The organism is Microbacterium longlingense, from assembly GCF_058349825.2.
Genome location: NZ_JBYRJA020000006.1, coordinates 246,322 through 272,216, shown reverse-complemented (window position 1 = coordinate 272,216; position 25,895 = coordinate 246,322). Strand labels below are relative to the sequence as shown.

The window sequence follows — 25,895 nt, the reverse complement described above, 5'->3', positions numbered from 1 at the left end:
CCGGGGCGGCGACACCGCTGTCCTCCTGCCGCACGGCAGCGAACGCGGGGTCGCCTAGAGTCGGCGGCCGCCCTGACGGCGTCGGCGCGCGGGAGCGACGCTCGGGACGAGCGAGGCGATGAGCGCGGACGACGGCATGTCGCGACGATATCGGCCACCCCCCGCCCTCCGCAAGTCCGCCCCTGACCTCGCTGGGCGCACGCACGGGGCGGACCCGGCGATGGCGGAGAGACGGTTAGCGGTGGCGCCAGCGGGTGATGACAAGCGGCGAGCCGGACTCGGGATCCGGGATGATGCGGGCATCCAGCCCGAACACGTCGGCGACGAGTTCCTCGGTGATCACCTCATGCGGACTCCCGGCCGCCACGATCCGGCCCTCCTTCATCGCCACGATGTGGTCGCCGTACCGGGCGGCCTGGTTGAGGTCGTGGAGCACCGCGACCAGGGTGTGACCCTGCTCGCGGTTGAGACCGCGGCACAGCTCGAGCAGCTCGATCTGATGGCTCACGTCGAGATAGGTCGTCGGTTCGTCCAGGAGCAGGATCGGGGTCTGCTGGGCGAGGGCGACCGCCATCCACACGCGCTGGCGCTGCCCGCCGGAGAGCTCATCGACCAGCCGGCCGGAGAGGTCGCCGATCCCGGTGGCCGCCATCGCCTGCGCGACGATGCGTTCGTCCTCCGGAGACCACGGTTGGAACAGCCGCTGGTGGGGATAGCGCCCCCGCGACACCAGATCGACGACCCGAATGCCGTCGGGCGCCGTCGGCCCCTGCGGCAGGAGGCCGACGTTGCGGGCGACCTGCCGGGTGGGCAGCTCATGCAGGGCCCTCCCGTCGAGCAGGACCGACCCTGCGCTGGGCGTGATGAGGCGGGTGAGGCTCTTCAGCAGCGTCGATTTGCCGCACGCGTTGGGCCCGACGATGACCGTGAACCGGCCGTCGGGGATCTCCAGGCTCACCCCCGAGCAGATCGTGCGGTCCGGGTAGCCGAGATCGGCGTTGTCCACCGCGAGTCTGGTCATGAGCGTCGGCCTTCCCTGAACAGCAGCCACAAGAAGTAGAGCCCTCCGATCGACACCGTGACGATACCGACGGGGAGCGGGGAGTCCGGGTTGATGCGCTGAGCGACCACGTCGGCCAGCAGCAGGAGGAACGCACCGGTCGCCGCCGTGGGCAGCAGGGCGAGGCCGTCGGTGCGCGCCAGCCGACGGGCGATCTGCGGAGCGGCGAGCGCGATGAACGAGATCGGTCCTGCCGTGGATGTGGCCAGCGCCGTGAGCCCCACACCGACGACGATCGCGCAGATCTGGACGGTGCGCACCGTGAGCCCGAGCCCGGTGGCGAACGGCACGCCGATCTGGAGCACCCGCATCGGCCGGGCCAGCATTCCCGCCGCGACCAGCAGCACCGCCAGGAACGGGAGGATGAACAGCAGCGTCTCCCCCTGGGTGCCGGAGAGGTTGCCGGCACCCCACAGGCTCGCCATGATGGCGTCCTCCACGGTCGAGGTCAGGAGGATCCAGACGTTGACGGAAGCGAGCATCGCGCTCACCCCGATCCCCACGATGATCAGCCGCACACCCCGCGCGACGCCCCGGCGCGATGCCAGGAAGAACACCAGGAAGGCCGTGACGATCCCCCCGACCAGCGCGCCGAGCATCGTCTCCGCCGAACCGCCTCTGAGCAGCAGCATCACCACGATCGCCCCGGTGTATGAGCCGGTCTGGAAGCCGATCACATCCGGGGAGCCGAGCGGGTTGGCGGTGAGATTCTGGAAGATGGCGCCGCTGAGGGCGAGCGCGATCCCCAGCAGGACGGCCATCACCAGGCGGGGCAGGCGCCACTCCACCACGATCATCGTGGTGAAGTCGTCTCCGCGTCCGAGGAGCGCGGCAATGGTCTCGGCGGCGGTGACGTCGGCCGAGCCGTCGAAGATGCCGTAGACCAGCAGGCCGACGGTGAGGAGCGCGAACGCCCCGGAGACCAGAAGCGCGCGCAGGTCGAGCATCGCCAGCGGGCGCCCGGCGGGACCGACGCGAAGGACCCTGCGGCCGAAGTCGATCCCCGGGAGCGCGGCCGTGCTGTCTGTGTGCATGCGGTATCAGACCTCGGAGACGCGGAAGCGGCGGACCATCGCGATGAGCAGCGGCGCGCCGACGAACGCCGTGACGACGCCGACGGGCACCTCGCCGGCGGTGATCACGCGGCCCAGCACATCGCTGAACCCGAGGATCGCGGGGGCCGCCAGGATCGAGTACGCCATGATCCAGCCCTGGTGCGGGCCGACCAGCATGCGCGACAGGTGCGGCGCGAGCAGCCCGATGAAGCCGATCGGGCCGGCGGCCGCTGTCGCCCCTCCCGCGAGGAGGGCGATGGCCACCAACGCGATCATCCGGGTGCGGTTGGGGTTGGCCCCCAGCGCCACGGCCGATGCCTCGCCGAGGGAGAGCACATCGAGGGCCCGGGTGCTGGCGAGCGCGATCACCAGCCCCACCAGGATGAAGGGCGCGATCGCCAGCGCGGCGTCCAACGGCTGGGAAGCGGTGGTCCCGGCCGACCAGCCGCGCATGCGCTCGAACACGCTCGAATGGGTGAGCAGAACGGCGGCGGTGAAGCCCGAGAGCACCGCCCCCAGTGCGACCCCGGAGAGCGTCATCCGCACCGGATTGCCGCGCATCGGTCCGCTGTTGCCCAGCGCAAAGACCACCAGCGATGTCACCACAGCCCCGGCGAAGGACCACCACATGTACTCCCGGATGCCCACGACCCCGAAGAACGCCAGCCCGAGCACAACGGCCAGGGATGCTCCGGCGTTGACACCGAGGATCCCCGGGTCGGTCATCGGGTTGCGCGTGACCGCCTGCATCAGACCGCCGGCGACGCCGAGACCCGCCCCGCAGAGGAGCACCAGCACGGTCCGGGGCACCCGCGACTGCCACACCACCTGCGAGACGGCGTCGTCCGGGTCGGGGCGGAGCAGGAAGTGGAGGACGTCGGCCGGCGGGATCGTCCGTGAGCCCACCAGCATGCTCAGCGTCAGGGCGGCGAGGCACACCACCGCGAGGGGCAGCAGCCCCGCCGCCCTGAGCGATGCCCGGGGGCGGGCCCGCTCGGCGGCGTGGGTGACGGTCATGGGTGGGTCAGGAGAGCTTCTGTGCCTTCTCGACCACCGTGGTGACGCTGTCGAGCCAGTCCGCGTAGGAGCGGGCGGTCATCGCGCCCTTGGAGTACCAGGCGCCGATCTGGCCTGCCGAGACGGCGGGGAGGGAGTCCCAGAGCTCGGTCGTGAAGGCGTTCTCCGGGTGGGCGGCGTCGTAGCCCTCGACGAGGAACACGTCGGCCGGATAGGTCGACGCCTCCTCCCAGGCGATCTGCCCCCAGGGGTTGCCCTGCTCGGGCTTCGGTGCTCCCACGATGGTCGCACCGAGCTCCTCCAGGAGGTCGGCCTGCGCGAAACCGACCGCCGAGTACAGCATCTCCTTCACCGGGCTGACGAGCATGAAGCGAAGGTCCTTGCCGGCGATGGCGGCCCGGAACGCCTCTTCCGCGGCAGCGAGGTCGGCATCAGCAGCCGCGATGGCGTCTGACGAGGTCTCTCCGCCGAGGAACGCGGCGATCGCTCGCGTGTCCGCGATGCCCTGCGCGATGGTGTCGCCGGACGGCAGCGGGATGAACGGGGCGACCCGCGTGAGCTGGCCGTTGACATCCTCGTCGAACCACGACCAGCCCTCGGCCGAACCGTGCCCGACGATCGCGTCCGGCCGGATCTCGGCGAGCTTCTCGACGTTGATCTCACCGTCCGTTCCGACGAACGTGATGCCAGAGGTGTCGACGTCGCCCATCACGTTGGGGTTCTCGCAGTCATACCCGAACAGGGCCGCCGGCTTCACGGCATAGTCGGCGAGCGAGCTGTAGGCGTAGCAGTCCATCACGATGACCTCGGGCTGGGCGTCGAAGTCGATCGTCAGGCCGTCGATCGAGGGATGGGTCAGGCTCACCGCACCGGACGACGCACCGTCATGGGCTGGCGCGTCCCCCGCGGTCTCGGAGTCTGCGCCCGGAGAGCACGCGGACAGCAGCAGGACGGCAGAGAGGGCGGCGGGGACGAGGATACGGCGAGTCACGGATGCTCCTGGTTCGTGGTCGGACAGCGAGTCGAAGTTAGGCGAGGGTAACCTAATTTGTCAACCACGCATGCTTCCTCACCGACGCTCAGGATGCGGCGGGCATAATGGATGAGGCCTGCCTCGTCATTCGTGCCGAGAGGTCGGAGAGATCGGTCCCCGAGCGTGCCGATGGGGAGCGTGCACCGCTCTCCCCGCTCGATACGGCGCGGGGTCCCCACCTCACTGCGGGGACTCTCAACACGGAGGAGAAGACATGACCGAGGCCGGCGAAACCCGGCACGGTGCACGCGCGGCGTGCGCCGGCTCCAGCGCGACCTCCGGCGCGGCGACCGGCTCCTCCGCGCCCGCTCTTTCGCGTTCCTCCCGTCCGTCCTTCCCCCGGCACGCGTCGACGGCGTGACGACCACCGTGCCGGGCCTGATCGGCCCCTCCGACCCCGCGCGTGCCAGCGGCGCCGGTCGCGCACACGCCAAGGCGATCCTGTTCGGCGAGCACGCCGTGGTCTACGGTGCACCGGCGATCGCCCTGCCGGTGCACGCTCTCACCGCCGATGCGACGGCGACGCAGCACCCGCGCGGAGTGCACATCGACAGCGTCCTGTACTCCGGTCCGCACGAGGACGCCCCGCAGCGCCTCCTCCCGGTGATCGAGGCCGTTCATGCGTCTCTCCGCCACGCCGGAGCACCCGATGCCGGCGTGCGCGTCCGGGTGAGCAGCACGATCCCGCCGGAGCGCGGGCTCGGGTCGAGCGCGGCCGTGGCCGCTGCCATCGCGGAAGCCGTCACCGACCTGCTGGGGCTGCGGCTGGACGCGTCGGCACGGCACGAGATCGTACAGGCGGCGGAGGGCATCGCCCACGGCACGCCGTCCGGCCTCGACGCGCATGCCGTCGTCGCAGACCAGCCGCTGCTGTTCGCGCCGGGCTCTTTTCCGCTTCCCGTGCCGATCGGCGCCCCGCTGTTCTTCGTGGTCGCAGACTCTGGCACGGCCGGATCCACGGCCGAAGCCGTCGGCGGAGTCCGCGCGCGACGCGCGACGCATCCTGCCGACACCGATGCGCTCATCGAGGGACTCGCGGCGTGCGCCGACGACGCACTCCCCCTGCTGGCTCGGGGTGACCGCACCGGCATCGGAGCACAGATGCGGCGAGCGCACAGCCTCCTCACAGACCTCGGTGTGAGCACACGGCAGCTGAATACGCTCGTCGCAGCCGCCGAGGCCGCCGGCGCCCACGGCGCGAAGCTGACCGGCGGCGGTCTCGGCGGCTGCGTGATCGCCCTCGCAGACTCGGGCGAGCACGCCGAGCACCTGGCGGTGGCCCTCACCGCTGCCGGCGCACCCCGCACCTGGACCACGACGACGGGAGTCGCATGACCTTGGCAACAGCAATGGCCCACCCCAACATCGCCCTGGTGAAGTACTGGGGCAAGAAGGATGAGGCCCTGATGCTGCCCGTGGCGGGGAGCATGTCGATGACCCTCGACGTCTTCCCCACCACCACCACGGTCACGATCGACCCCGAGGCCACCGCCGACGTCTTCGCGTTGAACGGCGCCGCCGCCGCGCCGGAACAGCTGCGGCGGGTCACGCGCTTCCTCGACATTGTGCGCACGATGGCCGGTTCGCCGGCGTATGCGCATGTCCGCTCGCACAACGAGGCTCCCACCGGCGCGGGCCTTGCCTCCTCGGCGGCGGGCTTCGCCGCCCTCGCGGTCGCCGCTTCCGCCGCGTACGGGCTGGACCTCGATGCCCGCGGGCTCAGCAGGCTCGCCCGGCGCGGGTCGGGTTCCGCCGCGCGCTCGATCGTGCCGGGCTACGCGGTGTGGCGGGCGGGCGACGATGAGGGCTCGGTCGCCGAGCCCGTCGCCGCACCGGAGGCGCGGCTGGTGGTCGTCTCGGTCGACGACGGCCAGAAGGCCGTCTCGAGCCGGGAGGCGATGCGGCGCACCGCGCTGACGTCCCCGTTCTACAGCGCCTGGATCTCCTCGACGGAGCAGAGCCTGGAGGCGATGCTGGAGGCCTGCGCCGCAGACGACTTCACCCGGATGGGCAGGATCACCGAGTCGCACGCCCTGCGGATGCACGCGGTCATCCAGTCCTGCGACCCGCCGATCCGCTACCTGAGCCCCGCCAGCGTCGCCGTCTTCGACGCCGTGGCTGCGCTGCGCGACAGCGGCGTCGAGGCCTATGCCACCGCCGATGCCGGCCCCAACGTGACCGTGCTCGTTCGTCCGGACGACGCTGAGGCCGTCGCGACGGCCCTCGCTCCGCTGGGCCGCACGCGGATCGCGGGACCAGGACCGGGCGCCGCTCTGCTCACCCCCGCGGAGGCGCTCCGGTGATCGAGACCCGCGCCCCCGGCAAGCTCTTCATCGTGGGCGAATACGCCGTCGTCGAGCCGGGCCAGCCGGCCGTGCTCGTGGCGGTCGACCGGTATCTCACGGTGCGCCTCACGGAGAGCGCCGATGTGGGCCGGGTGCACTCCAGCGAGTACGGGCGTCTCCCGCTGGTCTGGACCCGCGACGGCGAGGGGATCGTGCTCGATCACGCGCCCTACGATTTCGTGATGTCGGCCATCGCCGCGGTCGAGCAGCTGCGTGCCGCGCTGCGGTTGCCGCCGCGCTACTTCGACCTGCACATCTCGAGCGAGCTCGACGACGCGAGCGGCCGTAAGTTCGGTCTCGGCTCGTCGGCGGCTGTGACGGTCGCCGTCATCGCCGCTCTGGACGAGTTCTATGGCTTGGGGCTGACGCGGGCCGAGCGCTTCCGTCTGGCACTGCTCGCCACCATCGAGGTCGCACCGACCGCGTCGTGCGGCGATGTCGCCGCCAGCACCTTCGGCGGCTGGATCCGTTACACCGCCCCCGACCGCGGAGCCCTGCGCACCCATCGGGCCGTGCACGGGGTGGCCGCCACCCTGACCGACGGCCCGTGGGGGCCGTGCAGCGTGCGGAGACTCCCCCAGCCGGAGCGGCTGCAGCTGCTGGTGGGCTGGACCGGTTCCCCCGCATCGACCGAGCGGCTCGTCGAGCGTGTGCGACACTCCGGGCATCCCATCCAGCCCGCGTACGACGCTTTCCTCGATGAGAGCCGCGCGTGCGTCGACGCATTCGTGGATCTGCTGGAACAGGACGGCGACGATGCACTCCCGGTTGTCCGTCGCGCACGCCACCTGCTGCAGCGACTGGGCGACACCACCGGCAACCTCATCGAGACCGAGCAGCTGCGGGCACTGTGCGACATCGCAGAGCGGCACGGCGCGGCCGCGAAGCCGTCCGGTGCGGGCGGCGGTGACTGCGGCATCGTGCTGGCAGGGCCTGACTCGGAGATCCCGGCGATCCTGCGCGCGTGGGAGGCCCATGACATCCGGCGCCTGAGCCTGTCCATCCATCCCCCGGAGGGGAGCACCGATGGCCTCTGAGCGGATGACCGATGCCGGGATGCGAGGGTCGCGCAAGGACGACCACGTCCGCCTGGCGACGCAGCAGAACGCCGAGCGTGCCGCGCGCACCGAGTTCGACGACCTGGAGTTCCTCCACCATGCCCTCGACGGGACCGATGCGGCGGCGGTCGATCTCGCCGTCACGGTCGACGAGTGGTCCTGGCAGACTCCGCTCTACATCAACGGCATGACGGGCGGCACGGAGCGCACCACCCGGATCAACCGGGACCTCGCGATCACCGCCAGGGAGACGGGGCTGCCGATCGCCACCGGCTCGGTGTCGATCGCCCTCGACGATCCTGCGACGGCTGCGGGGTTCTCCGTGATCCGCGAGGAGAACCCGGACGGGTTCGTGATCGCCAACATCGGCGCCGGTCGCAGCGCGGACGACGCGGTGCGCGCGGTCGAGCTGCTCAGCGCCGACGCGCTCCACGTGCACCTCAATGCCGTGCAGGAGACGGCGATGGCCGAGGGAACCCGCGACTTCTCCCGCTGGCCCCGGTCGATCGAGCGCATCGTCGCCGCCAGTCCGGTGCCGGTGATCGTCAAGGAAGTGGGCTTCGGCCTGAGCCGGCGCACCCTCTCGCGCCTCGCCGACATCGGTGTGCGCGTCGCCGACGTGAGCGGACGCGGAGGCACCGACTTCCTGCGCATCGAGAACGACCGGCGCCCGGACGGCGGATATCCCTATCTGACGGGCTTCGGGCAGAGCGCGCCGGCATGCCTGCTCGATGCTCCCCCGCGTCGTCCGGCGCTCCTGGCCTCCGGAGGCGTGCGCCATCCGCTCGATGTCGTCAAAGCGCTCGCCCTCGGTGCACAGGCCGTCGGAGTCGCCGGCTCCTTCCTGCCGACCGTCATCGATGGCGGGGCAGACGCGCTCGTGCCGGTCGTACGCGGTTGGCTCGACGAGATCCGTGCGCTGCTGGCTCTGCTCGGCGCGACCACGCCGGCCGGGCTCGCCGGAACGGATCTGCTCGTGCGCGGCCGGCTGCGCGAGTTCTGCGATCTGCGCGGCATCGACGCGGCGGCCCTCGCACGGCGATCCGAGCAGACCCCGCATCACGAAGACGACACCGCCGGGCGCCCGCCGGCCCTTCCCCGGAGGACACCATGAGCCACACCGAGACCACCCCGATCCCCACCAGCTGGGTCGGCCCGATCCGCGTCACCGGCGCCTCCGGCGAGGAAGAGATCTCGGTGCCGCTCGCGACCTATGAGACGCCGCTGTGGCCGTCTGTGGGCCGCGGCGCACGCGTGAGCCGGATGGTGCCCGGCGGCATCCGCACGGTCGTCGTCGGCGAACGCATGACGCGCTCCGTGCTGTTCACCGCCCCGGGAGCGGTCGCCGCGCATCGGGCTGCCCTGACGATCGAGGAACGCCTCGGCGAGCTGCGCGAGGTGGTCTCCGCCGGCAGCAGGCACGCTGCGCTCATCGAGGCCCACACCGAGATCGTCGGCGATCTGCTGTTCGTCCGCTTCGCATTCACCACCGGCGACGCCTCGGGGCACAACATGGTCACCAACGCCTCTGATGCCCTGATGGAGCGCATCCTCTCGTGGGATCTCGGACTCGGCTACGGATCGATCTCCGGCAACTACTGCTCCGACAAGAAGGCGACAGCGGTCAACGGCATCCTCGGTCGGGGGCGCAGCGTCGTCGCCGAGATCCTGCTCCCGCACGAGGTGGTGCGCGACGGTCTGCGCACCGACGCACGGCGTCTGGCGGATCTGGTGGTGCGCAAGAACCTCGTCGGGAGCACGATCGCCGGAGCGCTGCGGTCGTCCAACGCGCACTATGCGAACATGCTCCTGGCCTTCTATCTCGCCACCGGCCAGGATGCGGCGAACATCGTCGAGGGATCGCAGGGCATCACCTACGCCGACGTGCGAGACGACGGCCTGTACTTCTCGTGCACCCTGCCGCATCTGATCGTCGGAACCGTCGGCAACGGCAAGCACCTGCCGCAGGTCGAGCACGCTCTGCAGCGGCTCGGCTGCCGTGAGGAGCGCGAGCCGGGAGCGAACGCCCGTCGTCTGGCCGAGCTGATCGCGGCCGCCGTCCTGTGCGGCGAACTCTCCCTGCTCGCAGCGCAGACCAATCCGGGCGAGCTCATGGCCGCCCACCTGAAGATGGAGCGCTCATCATGACCGCGATCGGCATCCACGATCTCCGCATCACCACCTCTCACCATGTGCTCGACCTCGGAGACCTGGCCGATGCCCGCGGCGTCGACCCGGCGAAGTTCCGCATCGGCCTCGGCCAGGATGAGATGAGCATCCCGGCGCCAGACGAGGACGCCGTGACGATGGGCGCCGCCGCCGCCCTGCCGCTGATCGAACGTCACGGTGCGGATGGCATCGGCACCGTCCTGTTCGCCACCGAGTCCAGCGTGGACCAGTCCAAATCGACCGCCGTCTACGCGCACCGCCTGCTCGGTCTGCCCTCCGGCGTGCGCGCCGTCGAGCTCAAGCAGGCCTGCTACGCCGGCACCGCGGGCCTCCAGGCCGCCATCGGGCTCGTCGCGCGGAACCCCGCGGAGAGCGTGCTCGTGATCGCCTCCGACATCGCCCGCTACGCGCTCGACTCCCCCGGGGAGCCGACGCAGGGCGCCGGTGCCGCGGCGATGCTGGTGCGCGCAGACCCGGAGCTGATGGAGATCGAGCCGGCGTCGGGCCTGCACACCGCCGATATCGACGACTTCTGGCGGCCCAACGGCTCCTCGACGGCGCTGGTGGACGGACAGCTGTCGATGACCGCCTATCTGGACGGCCTGATCGGCGCCTGGGACGATCTGGTGCGCCGCGGCGCACCGACAGAGGACATCCACCGTCTGGCGTGCCATCAGCCGTTCACCAAGATGGCCGTCAAAGCGCAGCGTCACCTGACGGAGCACCGCGACGTGGAGCTGGACGATGCCGCCCTGCGCGATTCCACCGCCTACAACCGCCGCACGGGCAACAGCTACACGGCGTCGCTGTTCCTCGCCCTGGCCGCTCTGCTGGACCACGAGCCCGGGCTCACCGGAGAGCGCGTGGGACTGTTCAGCTACGGCTCTGGCAGCGTCTCCGAGCTCCTCACCGGTGTGGTGCGCCGCGTCGCGCCGGGCGGGGCGGAGCGGACCAGCGCGCTGCTCAGTGCGCGCGTACCGCTGACCGTCGACGCGTACGAGCAGCTGCACACCGCCGCGGCCGAGCAGACCACCGACCACGAGACCCCGCGCGTGACGGCCGGTCCGTTCCGTTTCGCGGGGGTGGCCGGCGGCGCACGGCGCTACGAGCGCGTCTGAGCCGCCGGTGCGCCCGGCGCACCGGGTCAGCAGGATCGGACGGGGCGGCTGCGGATCCGCAGCCGCCCCGTCGGTGACCGCCGTTCAGCCCGCGGAGGAGGCCGCCCCCGGCCACGCCGCGAAGAATGCCAGCTCGTGCTGCGCGGAGACCTCGAAGGCGCGCAGCATCCGCTCGCGCTGAGCCGGCGAGGCCCGCCGCGCCGCCGCGACCACGTATCCGATCGCGCGCTCGGTGGCCGCGGCGAACACCGGATCGGCATAGGTCGCCAACCAGGACGCGTAAGGGTGCCGCGGGTCGCGGGCGTACGACCCGAAGGCGCCGGCGTGCAGCCGCTCTCCGAGATCGGTGTAGAGCCAGTAACAGGGCAGCACCGCGGCGATCAGCACGCCGTAATCGCCCGTGAACGCCGCCGCGCGCAGGTGATCGAGATACGCGGTGGTGGCGGGTCCCGGCGACGCGGCGAAGGTCTCGACGCCGATGCCGGTGAGCGGGGTCAGCCAGGAGGCATGCAGCTCCAGCTCTCCCGCGATCGAGTTCTGCGCACCCTCGGCCCATGCCGCCTGCTCCGCGGTGGTCGGTGCCAGGCGCGACGCCTCCGCGAGCACACGGGAGTACTCGCGGAGGTACAGCGCGTCCTGCGCGAGATACGACAGGAACGACTCCTGCGGCAGCGTGCCGTCCGCGAGGGCCTGGATGAACGGCAGCCGGTCGATCTCCGCCCGGATGCCGGCGATGCGCTCCCACCACGCGCGACGGACGTCGAGGTCGTCGCCCGCCGCGTGTACGCCGCCGCGTTCCCAGAGCCCGGCGAAGTGACTGATCGGCCCGTTTCCGCGCCCGACGCGCAGCCCCGCCCCCGCGCGCAGGGATTCGCGCAGCCACCGACGCGCCGAGTCCAGCGCCTCCGGCCACGCCTCGCCGCGCGCACGGCAGGTGGCCAGCGCAGAGGACAGCGAACAGCCGGTGCCGTGCGTGCTCGTCGTGTCGATCCGCGGGCTGCTCTGCTCGGCGAGCACGCCGCCCGCGTCGACCAGGGCGTCCGGTGCGTCATCGCCGCCGAGGTGGCCGCCCTTGACGAGCACGATCGTGTCGAGCGCCCCCGCGACCTCTCGACCGGCGTCGAGAGCGTCTGCCCAGCCGTCGATGGCGCGCCCGGCGAGGACCGCGAGCTCCGCGAGATTCGGGGTGACGAGATCGGCGTGCGCCGCCAGCTCCCGCAGCGCGGTCTCGGCCGCTGCGTCGAGCAGCCGGTCACCGCTGGTCGCGACCATGACGGGGTCGAGCACGACGACGGGAGGACGCACCTCGGCCAGCCAACCGGCCACGGCCCTGGCCACGTCGGCGTTGGCGAGCATCCCGATCTTGACCGCGTCGATCTCGACGTCGTCAGACACCGCGTCCAGCTGTGCGCGGACGACGTCTGCGGGCGGCACGTGCACGTCTCGCACGCCCCGGGTGTTCTGCACGGTGAGCGCGGTGATGGCCGCCATCCCGTAGCCGCCGTTCGCGGCGATCGCCTTGAGGTCGGCCTGAATGCCCGCCCCGCCCGATGGGTCGCTCCCCGCGATGCTCAGCACCCGCGGCACCGGCCGGTCTGTGCTCCCCCGCCAGCGGCGGACGAACGCCGCGGCGGCCGCACGGGGGTCCGCGGCGCCGCACAGCGCGGAGACGACGGCGACACCGGCGGCGCCGGCCGCGCGCAGCGGTGCCACGTCCGCGATGCCGACGCCGCCGATCGCGACCGCGGGCACGGGGCTCACCGCGGCGAGCGCGCGGAAGCCGTCGACCCCGAGGGCCGGCGGATGGTCCGGCTTCGTCGCCGTCGGGTGGATCACGCCGACGCCCACGTAGTCGACCGTCCCGGCGGGAAGCGCGCGGACGGCATCGAGGTGCTGCGGCGTGTTGGCGGTGAGTCCGACGATCGCCTCCGGGCCGAGAGCCGCACGTGCGCGTTCGACCCCGGCGTCGCCCTGGCCGACGTGCACGCCGTCGACGCGGGCTCCCCGCCGCCGCGCCTCGACGGCCGCGTCGAGACGGTCGTTGACCACGAGCAGCGCGCGTCCGTCGATCGCATGCGACAGCTCGATGAGCAGATCGACGGTCTCGGCGTCGGTGGCGTCCTTGTCGCGCAGCTGCACGACACGCACGCCGCCGGCGACGGCCTGCCGCACGGTCTCCACCACGCCCCGTTCCCCGCACAGCGCGGCATCGGTGACGAGGTACACCGAGAGGTCGAGGCTCATGGTTCGACCTCCGTCACGCAGGCGACCGGCACGATGTCGTCCGGCTCCACCGCCGCGAGCGCGTCGAGGAAAGCCACGGCGAAACTGCCGGGCCCCAATGCCCGGGCCGCGGCCCGCTCCGCCGCGATCGTGTAGACCAGGGTGGCGGCGGACACCGCGGCCAGCGGCCCGGCATCCGACGTGCGTGCCGCGCCGAGGAAGGCGGCCATCACCGCACCGAGCGCGCACCCGCCGCCTGTCACCCGGGTGAGCAGCGCATCGCCGTTCGCGATCCGTACCGTCCTGGTGCCGTCGGTGATGAGGTCGACGGGACCGGAGACGGCGACGACGCTGCCGTGCGCCGCGGCGAGGGCGTGCGCCGCGGCCTCCGCGGCGTCCGGGGTGTCCGTGGCGTCGACCCCGCGCCCGCCGGCGCTGAGCCCGGCCAGCGCGAGGATCTCCGACGCGTTCCCGCGGATCGCCGTGGGCCTCCGCGCCGCCAGCTCATGGGCCAGTGCGGTGCGCACCGGCAGCGCGCCGATCGCGACGGGGTCGAGCACCCACGGGGTGCCGGACGCCAGCGCGCCCGTCACGGCCTCCCGGCTCGCGGCGCGCTGCTCGGGCGAGGGCGTGCCGAGATTGATCAGGACCCCCGACGCGACGCCGGCGAACAGCTCGCTCTCGTCGACGATGTCGACCATCGCCGGGGCCGCTCCGAGGGCCAGCAGCACGTTGGCGGTGAAACCGGTGACGACCGCGTTCGTGATGCAGTGGGTCAGCGGCGGCGCTTCGCGCAAGCGGGTGAGGAGATCGGCGGCGATCGCCGCGATATCGATGGACGGGCGCACAGGATCGCTCATTTGCGACATCCCTTCGCTAGTACGAACTAGATCAGGTTCGACGGGTCTCATCTCAGCCGCGGATGCGGCACCCCGTGTCACTGACCAGGAGTCTACGCGGACGGACCGCCGACGGTCACGCCCGATCTGCGGACCTTTTCCCGATCTGCGTCGGTAACCACCGTGGGTGCCCCGAGGATCGGGACAAACCCCGCAGATCGGGCGCGCGCGGCCGCGCGGCGCTAGCGTGGAGGCATGACGGTGTCCGTGACGATCGACGCGCACGACGCGCATCCGCCGTTCGAGCAGCTGCGTCGGCAGCTCGCCGCGCAGATCATGGACCGCACGCTGCCCGCCGGCACGCGGCTGCCGGCGGTGCGCGCCCTTGCCGCCGAGCTCGGCCTCGCCGCCAACACCGTCGCGCGGTCGTACAAGGAGCTCGAGGCGGAGGGATACGTCGTCACGGCCGGCCGCAACGGAACGGTCGTGGCGCCGATCGCCGCGGTCGACGATGACGCCGTCCGCAGCGCGGATGCGGCGGCGGACGCCTGCGTCGCCGCGCTGCGCGCGCATGGATTCGGTGACGATGCCGTCATCGCCACGGTGCGCAGAGCGCTCGATCGCCAGCGCGCCTGAGCCGCGGCGACGGCGGATGCCCCGGCGCCGCGAACCGCGCCGCCCCGTCGGTCGACGCCGAAATTTATCTCGATATCAAGATAAATCCTTGACATCCGGGCAGATCTGATCTGTACTACTTATTAGGCAAGCCTTACCTAAGCGATCGCGTTCTCGTCTTCTGGAAAGGACGCTCTCATGAGCACGGAAGTCTCCCGACTGGCTGCATTCGTCGCAGCCGCAACCTTCGACGACCTCAGCGCAGATGCGCAGGAACAGCTGAAGATCCGGGTCCTCGACACCCTCGGCGTCGCCATCGGCGCCCTCGACGCCGAGCCCATCGTGGCCATCCGCGGGCTGCTCGACGACCTCGGCGGCACACCGTCCGCGACCCTCATCGGCGGCGGCAAGACCGCGCCGGACCGCGCGGCGTTCTACAACAGCGCCCTGAGTCGATACCTCGACTTCATGGACTCCTACCTGGCAAAGGGCGAGACCAACCACCCCTCCGACAACCTCGGCGCAGTTCTGGCCGCCGCGGAATCCGTCGGGGCGAGCGGGCGCGAACTGCTCACGGCCTTCGCCGTCGCCTATCAGGTGCACGCACGGCTCTCCGATGTCGCCCCGGTGCGCGCCCGCGGCTTCGATCACACCACGCAGGGGGCGTACGCCGCCGCAGCCGCAGCCGCGAAGGCGCTGCGACTGCCCGAGGAGCAGATCGCGAACGCGATCGCGATCGCCGGGACGGCGAACAACGCCCTCCGTGTGACCCGCACCGGAAACCTCTCGCACTGGAAGGGCCTCGCCTACCCGCAGGTCGCGAAGGAAGGCACCTTCGCCGCTCTCCTCGCGTCGCGCGGCATCACCGGCCCCGAGGCGGTCTTCGAGGGCAACAAGGGCTTCAAGGAGTCCGTTGCCGGCCCCTTCGAACTCGACTGGTCGGCAGAGGACCTCGAGCGGGTGCGTCGCTCGATCATCAAGAAGCACAACGCCGAGATCCACTCGCAGTCGGCCCTCGACGCGGCACAGGACATCCGCTCCCAGGCCGGATTCGACGCGTCGGCGATCCGGAGCGTGCGCCTGCGCACCTTCGACGTGGCGTTCTCGATCATCGGGGGCGGCGAAGAGGGCGACAAGCGCACGATCCGCACCAAGGAGGAGGCCGATCACTCGCTCCCCTGGATGCTCGCCGTCGTGCTGCTCGACGGCGAGCTCAACCCCGCGCAGTACGCACCGGAGCGCATCGTCGCCGACGACGTGCAGGAGCTGATGGGCAAGGTGCAGATCACCCCGGACGACACCTTCTCGGCACGTTTCCCCGACGAGATGCCCGCAGACCTGGAGGTCGAGCTCACCGACGGCACGGTCCTGCGCTCGGTGCAGAGCTCCTATGAGGGGTTCCACGACAACCCGCTGAGCTGGGACGGCGCGCGCCGCAAGTTCGACGCGCTGACGACCCCGTTCACCACGCCAGAGCTGCGCGACGAGATCGCCGGCATCGTGGCAGACCTCGACCGCCGCTCGGTCGCCGAGCTCACCGCAGCACTGGCCCGCGTCAGCACGACACGCGCCTGAGACATCGCACGAGGAAAAGGAGCACAACCATGAGCAACGCCATCCCCTTCGACACCGCCTTCAACTTCGTCCCCCGCGCCTTCCGACCGGAGAAGCCGCGCCGCTTCGGCATCACCGAGATCCGCGCGCCCTACTACGCCACCTTCGGCACTCGCCACCTGCAGGACGTCTTCGACGTGGCGGGCAACTGGGTCGACGGCATCAAGTGGGCGGGGGGCTCGTTCTCCCTCGTTCCGCCGGAGCAGGTGCGCGCGATGAGCGACATCGCCCACGAGAACAACGCCTACGTCTCGTCCGGCGGCTGGATCGAGACCGTCCTCCGTTACGGCCCGGATGCCGTCGACCAGTACCTGAAGGAGGCCAAGGAGTCCGGCTTCGACGTCATCGAGATCTCGACCGGGTTCATCATGCTCCCCACCTCCGGTCTGCTCCGTCTGGTGGAGAAGGTCGTCAAGGCCGGCCTGAAGGCCAAGCCGGAACTGGGCATCCAGATCGGCTCAGGGGGTGACTCCGGTGAGGCGGAGCTCGCCGCCGAGACCAAGAAGGACGTCGGCGATCTGATCGACCGTGCCCGGCAGGCGCTCGACGCCGGCGCGGAGATCATCATGATCGAGTCGGAGGGCATCACCGAGAACGTCACCGAGTGGAACACCGCTGCGGCAGCCGCGATCATCAACGGCGTCGGCCTGGAGAACGTCATGTTCGAGGCCGCGGACGGCCCGGTCTTCGAGTGGTACGTGAAGAACTACGGCAACGAGGTGAACCTGTTCGTCGACCACTCGCAGATCCTCCAGCTCGAGGGTCTCCGCCAGAACATCTGGGGAAACAAGTCCACCTGGGGCCGGGTCATCAACCCCGCCTGATCACGACCCCGGAGGGAGGCCGGCGGATGCCGGCCTCCCTCCGGGCGAGAAGACGCAGCACCGCTCGGAAGGATCCCATGCCGAACACGACCGCCCCGGTCATCCGCTGGAACGGAGCACTGCAGGACGAGGCCATCGACCTGCTCCGCACCGGGGGAAAAATCGTCGTCAGCCCCACCAAGGTGGGCTACATCATCGTCACCACGGACGCCGCCGGCCTGGAACGCAAGTTCGCGGTGAAGAACCGTCCGCGCAGTAAACCCGGCGTCGTACTGTGCGGGTCGATGGACGAGCTGGTCACGCTCGCCCGTCTCACCGACGAGATCGAGGACTTCTATCGGGCGCACTGGCGTCACGACGTCCTTCTGGGCTGCATCCTGCCCTGGACGCCGCACGGCCGCGCCCACATCCCCCCCGGCGCGGAGGACTTCGTCATGGACGAGCGTGCGACCAGCTGCTTCGTCGTGCGCTTCGGCACCCCGGGCGAACGCATCGCGCGGGCCCTGTGGGATCACGACCACACCCTGCTCTTCGCGAGTTCCGCCAATCCGTCCGGGCAGGGCAACCGGGGTCGTGTCGATGGCATCGGCGAGCGCATCGCGAGCGGAGCCGACCTCGTGATCGAGGCCGACGACTACGTGCGCTCGATCCAGACCGATACCGCCGATCGTTACGAGCAGGGCGTGATGGTGTCGTTCGTCGACGAGGATGGCGATCTCGTGCCGGAGCAGAACGGAAGACGGGGCATCCACCCCGCCCCGACGCTGATCCGCGGCGGGCTCTCGCAAGACCGCATCGTCGCGGAAATGGCCGCACGGTTCCCCACCTGGGACTACCGGCACGGGCAGTACTACTGAGCACAGGAGACGGACCATGCGCGCGGATGCGGTGATCATCGGCGGCGGACCGGCGGGGTTGTCCGCTGCACTCAACCTCGGCCGCGCCCGGATGTCGGTGGCCCTCATCGACGCCTCACGCCCGCGGAACTCCGCGGCGCTCCGATCACACGGCTTCCTCACCCGGGACGGCATCTCGCCGCTCGAACTGCGTCGCGTCGCTCGCGCGGAGCTCACCGCGTATCCGCGGGTACGCATCATGGATCGCACGACGGTCGTGTCGGTGCGCGCGGGCGAGAGCACGCGCTTCGAGGTGTCGTTCCAGCGCCGCGCGTCCGACCCGCCGGATTCGCTGAGCACCGACATCGTGCTGCTGGCCGGAGGGCTCCGCGAGGAGCTCCCTGCCGTGCCGGACCTGGCCGCGTTCTACGGCATGAGCGTCTTCAGCTGCGTCGTGTGCGACGGATGGGACCTGCAGGACCAACCGCTGGCGCTCTTCGGCGAGACCGCTGATATTCCCCGCTGGGCCATGCTGATCTCGCGCTGGACCGCGCGCCTGACGGTGCTCACCCTCGGGTCTTCTGCCGTGGATGCCGCGGAGGAAGAGCAACTCGCCGCCCGAGGCGTCCGCGTCGAACGTGCGCCGATCTCGGCGCTCGAGGGTGACCGCGGCGATCTCCAGGCCGTTGTCCTCGCCGACGGGACACGGCTGCGGACGCGCGGGGGCTTCGTCCGACCGGTGTGGCGGCCGGCGCTGGACGACGTCGTCGCCGACCTGCACGTTGCACGCGATGCCGCCGGTCTGATCCTCGCCGATGCCGACGGCCGGACTCCGCTGCCCGGCCTGTACGCGGCGGGAGACGCCACCGCCCCCGGTCCGCAGCAGCTCATCGTGGCAGCGGGGCACGGCGCGAGGGCCGCGGCGGCGATCGTGCACGACACGATCTGACACCCGGCTGGTGCTTCCCGGAACGATGCCCGTCGGTGGCTCCCGGTGACCGGAAGCCCCCGACGGGCACCGCACGGCGTTTAGTCGCGCAGCACCGCTCCGAACCGCGCCGTTGCGACCGCCACGCCGGCGAGCTTCGCCTCGGTCGCCTCCGCGGCGGTCAGTGTGCGGTCCGCAGCACGGAAGCGCAGCGCGAAGGTCAGGCTCTTCTCACCCGCCGCGATGCCGTCGCCACGGTAGTCGTCGACCAGGCGCAGCGATTCCAGCAGTTCCCCTGCACCCTCGACGAGCGCGGCACGGACGGCCGCCGCGGGTGTCTCGACCGGCACCACGAGCGACACGTCCTGCGTGGCGGCCGGGTAGGTCGACAGGGATGCCGCGACGACACGAGAGCCGGCGAGGTCGAGGACCCGATCGAGGTCGATCTCGGCGACGATCGCGCGACCGGGGAGGTCGGCATCGGCCGCCACCTCCGGATGCAGCTCACCGACGTAGCCGATCTCCTCGCCCGCGGCGCGCAGCACACCGGTGCGCCCCGGGTGCAGGGCGGCTCGCACCGACTGCTCGACGTCGATCTCGACGCCGGCGCCCGCGGCGATCACCCGCACTGCGTCGAGAGCACCGCCCAGCGACACCGGCTCGGCGGCCCGGCCCGGCTGACGCGGTGCGAGGCTGCCGGTCAGCAGCACCGCCACGTGACGCCGCTGCGGCGGGATCGACGCATCGAGGGCCGCGAGGGTGGCATCGTCCGGTCGCTGGCCGAGGGCAGGCACCTCGTCTGTGCCGTAGCGCACGCCCTCCTCCGGGAGGAAGACCGCGCCGGACTCGAAGAGGGCGAGGTCGACGATGCCGCGCGCGATGTTGCGGTGCGCGGTCTGCAGCAGGCCGGGGACGAGCGACCGGCGCAGGAACGGCGCCTGGCCGTCGAGCGCGTTCGCGAGGCGCACGCTCGGGAGGTGCTCCCCGGACGCGCTGCCGTGCAGGTCGTTCTGCGCCTCGGTCGTGAAGGGGAACGACGGGGTCTCGACGAAGCCCGCCGCGGCCAGCGCATCGGAGATACGCCGACGCCCCTGCTGCGCCGCCGTCAGGCCGCGTCCGGCGGGCGGGGTGGGCAGCACTGAGGGGATGCGGTCGAGCCCGTGGATGCGGGCGACCTCTTCGGCGAGCGTCCACTTGTCGGTGAGGTCGGGGCGCCAGCTCGGAGGGATGACCTCCCAGCCGTTCGGGCCCTCCGCACCCGTCGCATCGGCGCCGAGCACCTCTGCGCCGATCGTCTCGAGCGCTCCGATCACCTCATCGTCGGTGTAGTCCACGCCGACGAGGCCCTGCACGAAGCCCGTCGGCAGGTGCACAGCGGCGATCTCGACATCGGCGAACAGCGCGCCGCCCTCGTCGGCGATGGTGCCGCCGGCGAGTTCGACCATGAGGTCGGCGACCCGGCGGGCCGCGACGAACGGGATCAGGGGGTCGACACCGCGCTCGAATCGCTTCGACGCCTCACTGGGCAGCTTGTGACGGCGGGCGGTGCGCGCGATCGTGACGCTGTCGAACACGGCAGCCTCGATGAGCACGTTGCGGGTGCGCGCGGTCATCTCGGTGGTGGTCCCGCCCATGACGCCGGCGAGGCCGATCGGTCCGGACTCGTCTGTGATGAGCAGGTCTTCCGGGTGGAGTGTGCGTTCCTGGCCATCGAGTGTCGTGAGCGTCTCACCCTGCTCCGCGCGCCGCACGGTGATCCCCCCGGTGAGCGCGTCGAGGTCATAGCCGTGGATCGGGTTGCCGAGCTCGAGCATCACATAGTTGGTGATGTCGATGAGGATTCCCAGCGACCGCTGGCCCGCGAGCGCGAGCCGAGCGATCATCCACGGCGGGGTGGGACGCGCGGGGTCGACGTCGCGGACGACGCGCACGACGAACTCGCTCGCACCCACACGCCCGCGGATGGGCGCGCTGTCGGCGACGGCGACCGCATAGCCGGAGACCGGCTGCGCCAGCTCTTCCCACGCGCGCTCGCCCGGATCGCGGAAGGCGGCGCCGGTCGCGTGCGCGTACTCGCGCGCCGCGCCGCGCAACGACATGGCGTAGCCGCGGTCGGGCGTGACATTGATGTCGACCGCCGCGTCGTCGAGCCCGAGGAGCGCGATCGCGTCGGTCCCGACGGGCGCGTCGACGCCGATCTCCGACAGGATCAGGATGCCGTTGTGCTCATCGCCGAGGCCCAGCTCGCGCGCCGAGGCGATCATGCCGTCCGACACGTGGCCGTAGGTCTTGCGCGCCGCGATCGGGAACGGCCCCGGCAGCACCGCGCCGGGCAGGGTCGCGACGATCCGGTCGCCCGCGACGAAGTTGCTCGCGCCGCACACGATGCCGCGCACGCCGCCGTTCGCCTCACCGACGTCGACCTGGCACCAGCGGATGGTCTTGCCGTTCTTCTGCGGCTCCTCGTCGAAGGACACCACCTCGCCGACGACCACGGGCCCCGAGATATCGAAGCCGTGGACCTCTTCCTCCTCGAAGCCGACCGAGACGAACGCCGCCAGCACGTCCTCGGGTGTCGCATCCGGCGCCACATCCACGTACTCGCGCAGCCAGGAGAGCGGAACGCGCATCACACCACCATCCCGAACTGCTCGCTGAAGCGCACATCACCCTCGGCCATGTCGCGCATATCCTTCACATCGCTGCGGAACATCAGCGCCCTCTCGACGCCGATGCCGAACGCGAATCCGCTGTACTCCTCCGGGTCGATCCCCGCCGCGCGCAGCACGTTGGGGTTGACCATCCCGCACCCGCCCCACTCGATCCAGCGCGCTCCGCCCGTGAAGGTGGGATGCCACAGGTCGAACTCGGCCGACGGCTCGGTGAAGGGGAAGAAGTTGGTGCGCAGCCGGGTCTTCGCCTCGGCGCCGAAGAGCTGGCGCGCGAGGTGGTCGAGCGTGCCCTTGAGGTGGGCCATCGTGATGCCCTTGTCGACGACGAGCCCCTCCACCTGGGTGAAGACCGGCAGGTGCGTCGCATCGAACTCGTCGGTGCGGTACACCCGGCCGGGGCAGAGCACGTAGATCGGCACCTCACGGTCGAGCATCGAGCGCACCTGCACGGGACTCGTGTGCGTGCGCATCACCAGGTGGCGCGAGGTCGGATCGACGTAGAAGGTGTCCTGCTCCTGGCGGGCCGGGTGGTCCTCGTCGAAGTTGAGCGCGTCGAAGTTGAACCACTCGTGCTCGAGCTCCGGCCCCTCCGCGATCTCCCAGCCCATGCCGACGAAGATGTCGGAGATCTGATCCTGCATCAGGCCGAGCGGGTGCCGGGCGCCCACGCGCGAGCGCGAGGCGACCGCCGTGATGTCGACGCGCTCGGCTTCGAGGCGTGCGGCGGTCTCGGCGGCGGCGAGATCGGCCTCGCGCGCGGCGAGGGCCTGCGTGACCCGGCCGCGGGCCTGACCGATGAGCTTGCCGAACGCCGCCTTGTCCTCGGGCGCCACCCGGCGCATCGACGCGTTGAGGGTCGCCAGCGGCGACCCCTCGGCGACATGCGCGGCGCGCGCGGCTTTGAGCTCTGCGGTGTCGGCAGCGGTGGTGATCGCCGTCAGCGCAGCGACGACCGCGGACTCCACCGCCTCGGGCGTGATCTGAAGGGAATCGGACACGAGAACCGAGTCTACCGGGGCAGCTCCTCCGGGGAGAGACACAGAAGACCCCCGGCATCGGCGCCGGGGGTCTTCTCGTTCGCGGGGCGGGGCGCTAGTGTCGCGCCCGTCCGCCGCGGGAGCGTCGCGTCGTGCCCTGCAGGGCGATCGCCTCGGTGAGGGTGCCCTCGTCGTCGGCGGCGGTGTTGCCCGCGGTGCCCCCGGGGCCCTTGGCGATGGCCTGCACCTTCGGGGAGTGCCGGGTGCGGATCTCCAGCCAGCGGGCGACGCCGGAGAGCACGAGGCACATCGCCACATAGATCGCGCCGATCACGAACGCGGACTGCAGGATCGGACGCCCCTGCTGCGAGCTCAGCAGCTTGGCGTAGTGGATCAGCTCGGGATACGTGATGATGAAGCCGAGCGCGGTGTCCTTCAGGGTGACCACGAGCTGCGCCACGATCACCGGCAGCATCGCACGCACCGCCTGCGGCAGCAGGACCAGGCTCATCACACCGCTCTTGCGGAGGCCGATCGCGAAGCCCGCCTCCTTCTGCCCCCGCGGCAGAGACTCGATGCCGGCACGGAGCACCTCGGCGAGCACGGACCCGTTGTAGGCCATGAGCGCGAGCACCACCGCCCAGTACGGCTCCATCTTGATGCCCAGCACCGGGAGGCCGTAATACAGCAGCATCATGAGCACGAGGACCGGAACAGCGCGGAACGCCTCGGTGACCACGGTCACGGGGATGCGCACCCAGGCATGGTCGGAGAGCCGGCCGATCGCCAGCACGAAGCCGAGCAGCACGCTGAGCACCGCAGCGAGGGCGAACGCCGCGAGCGTGTTCAGCAGCGCTCGGAAGATCGACTCCCACACCGCGGAGAACGTGAACACGTGCCAGCGCGAGGCATCGAACTGCCCAGACACCCAGAAGCGGTAGAGCACGAACCCCACCGTCCCGGCGATCACCAGGACCGTGACGATGCCCAGGAGCCGGTTGCGCAGGATCGCGCGGGGGCCGGGAACGTCGTACAGAACGGAAGTCATCGTGCGATCCTCCACTTGTTCTCGAGGTACCGCTGCACGCCGCTGAGCAGCATCACGAGGACCACGAAGATCACCGCGACCCACAGGAGCACCACCAGGGCGTTCTCTCCGCGCTCACTCATGTAGGAGCGCACCGCGCCGAGTTCGAGCACCGAGAAGCCCGCGGCCACGGTGGTGTTCTTCAGCAGCGCGATGAAGACGCTCATCATCGGCGGAACGACGGAACGGAACGCCTGCGGGAGCACCACCAGGCTCATCACCTGGCCGAACGGCAGGCCGATGGCACGGGCTGCCTCCGCCTGCCCGACCGGGACGGTGTTGATGCCGGCGCGGAGCACTTCGGCCACGTAGCACGCGGTGTAGATGCCGATCGCGAGGATCGCGAGCGTCATCGGCTGCAGCCGGGGCAGCCCCAGCTGCGGGTAGCCGAAGAGAAAGAAGAAGAACACCAGGGTCAGCGGGGTGTTCCGGACGATGTTGACGTAGAGCGTGCCGACGCCTCGGGCGATCGGAATCGGCGAGACGCGCATCGCGCCCACCACCACGCCGAGGACGAGGGCCAGCAGACCGCCGAAGACGAACAGCTGCAGCGTGTTGCCCAGCGCGACGCCCCACAGGTCTGTGTTGTCGAAGATGACGCCCAATTCCTCGCCCCTCCCTTGCTAGGTATGTGGTGGCGGCGGGGGCCCGATGGCCCCCGCCGCGCGCCGATCAGTACGCGTCGACCGCGGGCTGCTCGACGACCGTGCCAGAGGAACCGAGGTTCTTGTCGAAGATCGCCTGCCAGATGTCGCCGTTGTCGGTGAACAGATCGTTGATGTGCGTGCGCAGCACGTCGTCGCCCTTGGCCAGGCCGACGCCGTACTTCTCGACGCTGAACGGCTCGCCGACGACCTTGATGTCGTCGGGGTACTGCGCCGCGTAGCCGATCAGGATCGCCTGGTCGGTCGTGACGGCCTGCACCGTGCCGTTGATGAGCTCCTCGACGCACGCCGAGTACAGGTCGAATTCGCGCGTGGGAACACCCGGGAAATTGTCGCGGATGTTCTGGATCGGGGTGGAGCCGGTCGCCGAGCACACCGTGGTGTTCTCGTTCAGGTCGGCCTCGCTCGTGATGTCGCTGTCCTTCTTGACGAGCAGACCCTGCCCGGTGACGAAGTACGGACCGGCGAAGTCGATCTGCTCCTTGCGCTTGTCGGTGATCGAGTAGGTGCCGACGTAGTAGTCGATGTCACCGTTGACGATCGCCTGCTCGCGGTTGGCGGAGGCGATCGGCTTGAAGTCGATGTCGTCCTCGCCGTAGCCGAGCGACGCGGCGATCCAGCGAGCGATATCCACATCGAAGCCGGTGCGCTCACCCGAGGTGACATCGAGGAAGCCGAGGTTCGGCTGGTCTTCCTTGACGCCCACGACGACGCCGCCGCGCTTGGTGATCGCGTCGAACGTGGGGCTGCCGTCGAGCTGCACGTCGGTGGCGACCTCGAACAGGGCGCCGTCCGAGGTGGAGCCGGTGCCGGTCTCGTCGTCGCTGCCGCCCGGGTTGGACGGGCTGCCGCTGTTGCAGCCGGTCAGGGCGATCAGTGCTGCGGTCGCCAGGCCGACGCCGGCGAGGACGCGGGAACGTCGCATCTTCATGGATTTCTCCTTCTCTCTTGGTGTGGAGGCCGCGCGGGTCTGGTGGACCGCGATGCGGACGAACGTCAGTGCGTGATGAGCTTGGACAGGAAGTCCTTGGCGCGATCGCTCTTCGGGCTCGTGAAGAACTCCTCGGGCGTCGCCTCCTCGACGATCTTCCCGTCGGCCATGAACACCACACGGTTGGCGGCCTTGCGGGCGAAGCCCATCTCGTGTGTCACGACGATCATCGTCATGCCCTCATGAGCGAGCTCGATCATGACGTCGAGCACCTCGTTGATCATCTCCGGGTCGAGCGCGCTGGTGGGCTCGTCGAACAGCATGACCTTGGGGTGCATCGCCAGGGCACGGGCGATCGCGACGCGCTGCTGCTGGCCGCCGGACAGCTGCGCCGGCAGCTTGCCGGCCTGCGCGGCGACGCCCACGCGCTCCAGGAGCGCGGTGGCCTCCTTCTCGGCCTCCGCCTTCTTCATGCCGCGCACCTTGATGGGGCCGAGCGTGACGTTGTCGAGAATCGTGAGGTGGGCGAAGAGGTTGAAGGACTGGAAGACCATCCCCACCTCTGCGCGCAGGTTCGCCAGGGCACGACCCTCGGCCGGCACCTTCTTGCCGTCGATGGTGATCGAGCCGCTGGTGATGGTCTCCAGACGGTTGATCGTCCGGCACAGGGTCGACTTTCCGGACCCGGACGGCCCGATGACCACGACGACCTCGCCCCGCTTGACGCGGAGGTTGATGTCGGTCAGCGCCTGAAAATCGCCGTAGTGCTTCTGGACGTTCTCGATCACCACGAGGGCGTCATCGCTCTGTGACATGTCGGCTAGCCTAC

The 25,895-nt window shown here is 70.7% G+C and carries 23 protein-coding genes and 1 riboswitch; of the genes, 11 read left to right on the top strand and 12 right to left on the bottom strand.

All coding sequences use genetic code 11. From position 1 onward, the window contains the following. Positions 1–235: 235 nt before the first annotated feature. Genes AC3RXY_RS11005 through AC3RXY_RS10990 form a run of 4 tightly spaced genes read right to left on the bottom strand, consistent with a single transcriptional unit; the run spans position 236 to position 4,123 of the window. Positions 236–1,021, bottom strand: a complete 786-nt coding sequence (locus AC3RXY_RS11005) for an ABC transporter ATP-binding protein (RefSeq protein WP_491510958.1) — start codon at positions 1,019–1,021, stop codon at positions 236–238. After that, positions 1,018–2,094: a FecCD family ABC transporter permease gene (locus AC3RXY_RS11000; protein WP_491510957.1), complete on the bottom strand. Its 1,077-nt coding sequence runs from the start codon at positions 2,092–2,094 to the stop codon at positions 1,018–1,020. Before AC3RXY_RS11000 ends, AC3RXY_RS11005 begins: the two co-directional genes overlap by 4 nt. Before the next feature lie 6 nt (positions 2,095–2,100). Further along, positions 2,101–3,132, bottom strand: coding sequence for an iron chelate uptake ABC transporter family permease subunit (locus tag AC3RXY_RS10995; protein ID WP_491510956.1), 1,032 nt, complete (start codon positions 3,130–3,132; stop codon positions 2,101–2,103). Positions 3,133–3,139: 7 nt separating this feature from the next. After that, on the bottom strand, positions 3,140–4,123 hold the full coding sequence (locus AC3RXY_RS10990; RefSeq protein ID WP_491510955.1) for an ABC transporter substrate-binding protein: 984 nt from the start codon (positions 4,121–4,123) through the stop codon (positions 3,140–3,142). A gap of 297 nt (positions 4,124–4,420) precedes the next feature. Here AC3RXY_RS10990 and mvk point away from each other — a divergent pair, with 297 nt between their 5' ends. The 6 genes from mvk to AC3RXY_RS10960 are packed head-to-tail and all read left to right on the top strand — an operon-like array spanning position 4,421 to position 10,855. Further along, positions 4,421–5,500, top strand: a complete 1,080-nt coding sequence (gene mvk / locus AC3RXY_RS10985; RefSeq protein WP_491510954.1) for a mevalonate kinase — start codon at positions 4,421–4,423, stop codon at positions 5,498–5,500. Beyond that, on the top strand, positions 5,497–6,468 hold the full coding sequence (gene mvaD, locus AC3RXY_RS10980; RefSeq protein WP_491510953.1) for a diphosphomevalonate decarboxylase: 972 nt from the start codon (positions 5,497–5,499) through the stop codon (positions 6,466–6,468). The genes mvk and mvaD overlap by 4 nt, the downstream gene beginning before the upstream one ends. Beyond that, entirely contained in the window at positions 6,465–7,547 is a 1,083-nt protein-coding gene (locus AC3RXY_RS10975) for a phosphomevalonate kinase (protein ID WP_491510952.1), read from the top strand. Before mvaD ends, AC3RXY_RS10975 begins: the two co-directional genes overlap by 4 nt. Beyond that, complete coding sequence (fni, locus tag AC3RXY_RS10970; protein ID WP_491510951.1) at positions 7,537–8,682, top strand: type 2 isopentenyl-diphosphate Delta-isomerase; 1,146 nt, start codon at positions 7,537–7,539, stop codon at positions 8,680–8,682. The genes AC3RXY_RS10975 and fni overlap by 11 nt, the downstream gene beginning before the upstream one ends. Continuing rightward, positions 8,679–9,716 (top strand): hydroxymethylglutaryl-coenzyme A reductase family protein, encoded by a 1,038-nt coding sequence (locus tag AC3RXY_RS10965; protein WP_491510950.1) that lies wholly within the window; start codon positions 8,679–8,681, stop codon positions 9,714–9,716. The genes fni and AC3RXY_RS10965 overlap by 4 nt, the downstream gene beginning before the upstream one ends. After that, positions 9,713–10,855, top strand: a complete 1,143-nt coding sequence (locus AC3RXY_RS10960) for a hydroxymethylglutaryl-CoA synthase (RefSeq protein WP_491510949.1) — start codon at positions 9,713–9,715, stop codon at positions 10,853–10,855. Before AC3RXY_RS10965 ends, AC3RXY_RS10960 begins: the two co-directional genes overlap by 4 nt. 84 nt (positions 10,856–10,939) lie before the next feature. Here AC3RXY_RS10960 and AC3RXY_RS10955 read toward each other — a convergent pair whose 3' ends face one another. Beyond that, positions 10,940–13,099, bottom strand: a complete 2,160-nt coding sequence (locus tag AC3RXY_RS10955; RefSeq protein WP_491510948.1) for a bifunctional hydroxymethylpyrimidine kinase/phosphomethylpyrimidine kinase — start codon at positions 13,097–13,099, stop codon at positions 10,940–10,942. After that, the gene (gene thiM / locus AC3RXY_RS10950) at positions 13,096–13,938 is read right to left on the bottom strand and encodes a hydroxyethylthiazole kinase (RefSeq protein WP_491510947.1); all 843 of its coding nucleotides are present in this window, start codon (positions 13,936–13,938) and stop codon (positions 13,096–13,098) included. The genes AC3RXY_RS10955 and thiM overlap by 4 nt, the downstream gene beginning before the upstream one ends. After that, positions 13,930–14,023: riboswitch (TPP riboswitch) on the bottom strand. It overlaps the preceding gene by 9 nt. Positions 14,024–14,172: 149 nt before the next feature. Between thiM and AC3RXY_RS10945 the strand changes: the two genes are divergently transcribed. The 5 genes from AC3RXY_RS10945 (at position 14,173) to AC3RXY_RS10925 (ending at position 18,755) form a co-directional block, all read left to right on the top strand. After that, entirely contained in the window at positions 14,173–14,553 is a 381-nt protein-coding gene (locus AC3RXY_RS10945; RefSeq protein WP_491510946.1) for a GntR family transcriptional regulator, read from the top strand. Positions 14,554–14,730: 177 nt separating this feature from the next. Beyond that, positions 14,731–16,107: an MmgE/PrpD family protein gene (locus AC3RXY_RS10940; protein ID WP_491510945.1), complete on the top strand. Its 1,377-nt coding sequence runs from the start codon at positions 14,731–14,733 to the stop codon at positions 16,105–16,107. A gap of 29 nt (positions 16,108–16,136) precedes the next feature. Beyond that, positions 16,137–16,970, top strand: a complete 834-nt coding sequence (locus AC3RXY_RS10935; protein ID WP_491510944.1) for a phosphosulfolactate synthase — start codon at positions 16,137–16,139, stop codon at positions 16,968–16,970. Between the two features lie 77 nt (positions 16,971–17,047). Then, a complete protein-coding gene (locus tag AC3RXY_RS10930; RefSeq protein WP_491510943.1) occupies positions 17,048–17,827 on the top strand; it encodes an L-threonylcarbamoyladenylate synthase in 780 nt (259 codons plus the stop codon). A gap of 16 nt (positions 17,828–17,843) precedes the next feature. Further along, positions 17,844–18,755: an NAD(P)/FAD-dependent oxidoreductase gene (locus tag AC3RXY_RS10925; protein ID WP_491510942.1), complete on the top strand. Its 912-nt coding sequence runs from the start codon at positions 17,844–17,846 to the stop codon at positions 18,753–18,755. An 80-nt stretch (positions 18,756–18,835) separates the two neighbouring features. On the opposite strand, the gene pheT is transcribed toward AC3RXY_RS10925, so the two are convergent. From pheT to AC3RXY_RS10895, 6 genes are all read right to left on the bottom strand, one after another. Beyond that, positions 18,836–21,364 carry a phenylalanine--tRNA ligase subunit beta gene (pheT, locus tag AC3RXY_RS10920; protein WP_491510941.1) on the bottom strand — a complete coding sequence of 843 codons (2,529 nt, stop codon included), beginning with the start codon at positions 21,362–21,364 and terminating at the stop codon, positions 18,836–18,838. Then, on the bottom strand, positions 21,364–22,404 hold the full coding sequence (pheS, locus tag AC3RXY_RS10915; protein ID WP_491510940.1) for a phenylalanine--tRNA ligase subunit alpha: 1,041 nt from the start codon (positions 22,402–22,404) through the stop codon (positions 21,364–21,366). The genes pheT and pheS overlap by 1 nt, the downstream gene beginning before the upstream one ends. Positions 22,405–22,498: 94 nt before the next feature. Continuing rightward, a complete protein-coding gene (locus tag AC3RXY_RS10910) occupies positions 22,499–23,431 on the bottom strand; it encodes an amino acid ABC transporter permease (protein ID WP_491510939.1) in 933 nt (310 codons plus the stop codon). Continuing rightward, positions 23,428–24,075, bottom strand: coding sequence for an amino acid ABC transporter permease (locus tag AC3RXY_RS10905; RefSeq protein ID WP_491510938.1), 648 nt, complete (start codon positions 24,073–24,075; stop codon positions 23,428–23,430). Before AC3RXY_RS10905 ends, AC3RXY_RS10910 begins: the two co-directional genes overlap by 4 nt. Positions 24,076–24,142: 67 nt before the next feature. Beyond that, on the bottom strand, positions 24,143–25,060 hold the full coding sequence (locus tag AC3RXY_RS10900) for a glutamate ABC transporter substrate-binding protein (protein ID WP_491510978.1): 918 nt from the start codon (positions 25,058–25,060) through the stop codon (positions 24,143–24,145). A gap of 71 nt (positions 25,061–25,131) precedes the next feature. Continuing rightward, a complete protein-coding gene (locus AC3RXY_RS10895) occupies positions 25,132–25,881 on the bottom strand; it encodes an amino acid ABC transporter ATP-binding protein (RefSeq protein WP_491510937.1) in 750 nt (249 codons plus the stop codon). Positions 25,882–25,895: the final 14 nt, after the last annotated feature.

Coding starts and splice junctions, on each gene's coding strand:
- AC3RXY_RS10940 (WP_491510945.1), top strand. CDS start 14,731: ATGAGCACGGAAGTCTCCCGACTGGCTGCATTCGTCGCAGCCGCAACC.
- AC3RXY_RS10935 (WP_491510944.1), top strand. CDS start 16,137: ATGAGCAACGCCATCCCCTTCGACACCGCCTTCAACTTCGTCCCCCGC.
- fni (WP_491510951.1), top strand. CDS start 7,537: ATGGCCTCTGAGCGGATGACCGATGCCGGGATGCGAGGGTCGCGCAAG.
- AC3RXY_RS10930 (WP_491510943.1), top strand. CDS start 17,048: ATGCCGAACACGACCGCCCCGGTCATCCGCTGGAACGGAGCACTGCAG.
- AC3RXY_RS10895 (WP_491510937.1), bottom strand. CDS start 25,881: ATGTCACAGAGCGATGACGCCCTCGTGGTGATCGAGAACGTCCAGAAG.
- AC3RXY_RS10965 (WP_491510950.1), top strand. CDS start 8,679: ATGAGCCACACCGAGACCACCCCGATCCCCACCAGCTGGGTCGGCCCG.
- thiM (WP_491510947.1), bottom strand. CDS start 13,938: ATGAGCGATCCTGTGCGCCCGTCCATCGATATCGCGGCGATCGCCGCC.
- AC3RXY_RS11005 (WP_491510958.1), bottom strand. CDS start 1,021: ATGACCAGACTCGCGGTGGACAACGCCGATCTCGGCTACCCGGACCGC.
- mvaD (WP_491510953.1), top strand. CDS start 5,497: ATGACCTTGGCAACAGCAATGGCCCACCCCAACATCGCCCTGGTGAAG.
- AC3RXY_RS11000 (WP_491510957.1), bottom strand. CDS start 2,094: ATGCACACAGACAGCACGGCCGCGCTCCCGGGGATCGACTTCGGCCGC.
- AC3RXY_RS10925 (WP_491510942.1), top strand. CDS start 17,844: ATGCGCGCGGATGCGGTGATCATCGGCGGCGGACCGGCGGGGTTGTCC.
- pheT (WP_491510941.1), bottom strand. CDS start 21,364: ATGCGCGTTCCGCTCTCCTGGCTGCGCGAGTACGTGGATGTGGCGCCG.
- AC3RXY_RS10995 (WP_491510956.1), bottom strand. CDS start 3,132: ATGACCGTCACCCACGCCGCCGAGCGGGCCCGCCCCCGGGCATCGCTC.
- AC3RXY_RS10955 (WP_491510948.1), bottom strand. CDS start 13,099: ATGAGCCTCGACCTCTCGGTGTACCTCGTCACCGATGCCGCGCTGTGC.
- AC3RXY_RS10900 (WP_491510978.1), bottom strand. CDS start 25,060: ATGCGACGTTCCCGCGTCCTCGCCGGCGTCGGCCTGGCGACCGCAGCA.
- AC3RXY_RS10945 (WP_491510946.1), top strand. CDS start 14,173: ATGACGGTGTCCGTGACGATCGACGCGCACGACGCGCATCCGCCGTTC.
- AC3RXY_RS10910 (WP_491510939.1), bottom strand. CDS start 23,431: ATGACTTCCGTTCTGTACGACGTTCCCGGCCCCCGCGCGATCCTGCGC.
- AC3RXY_RS10960 (WP_491510949.1), top strand. CDS start 9,713: ATGACCGCGATCGGCATCCACGATCTCCGCATCACCACCTCTCACCAT.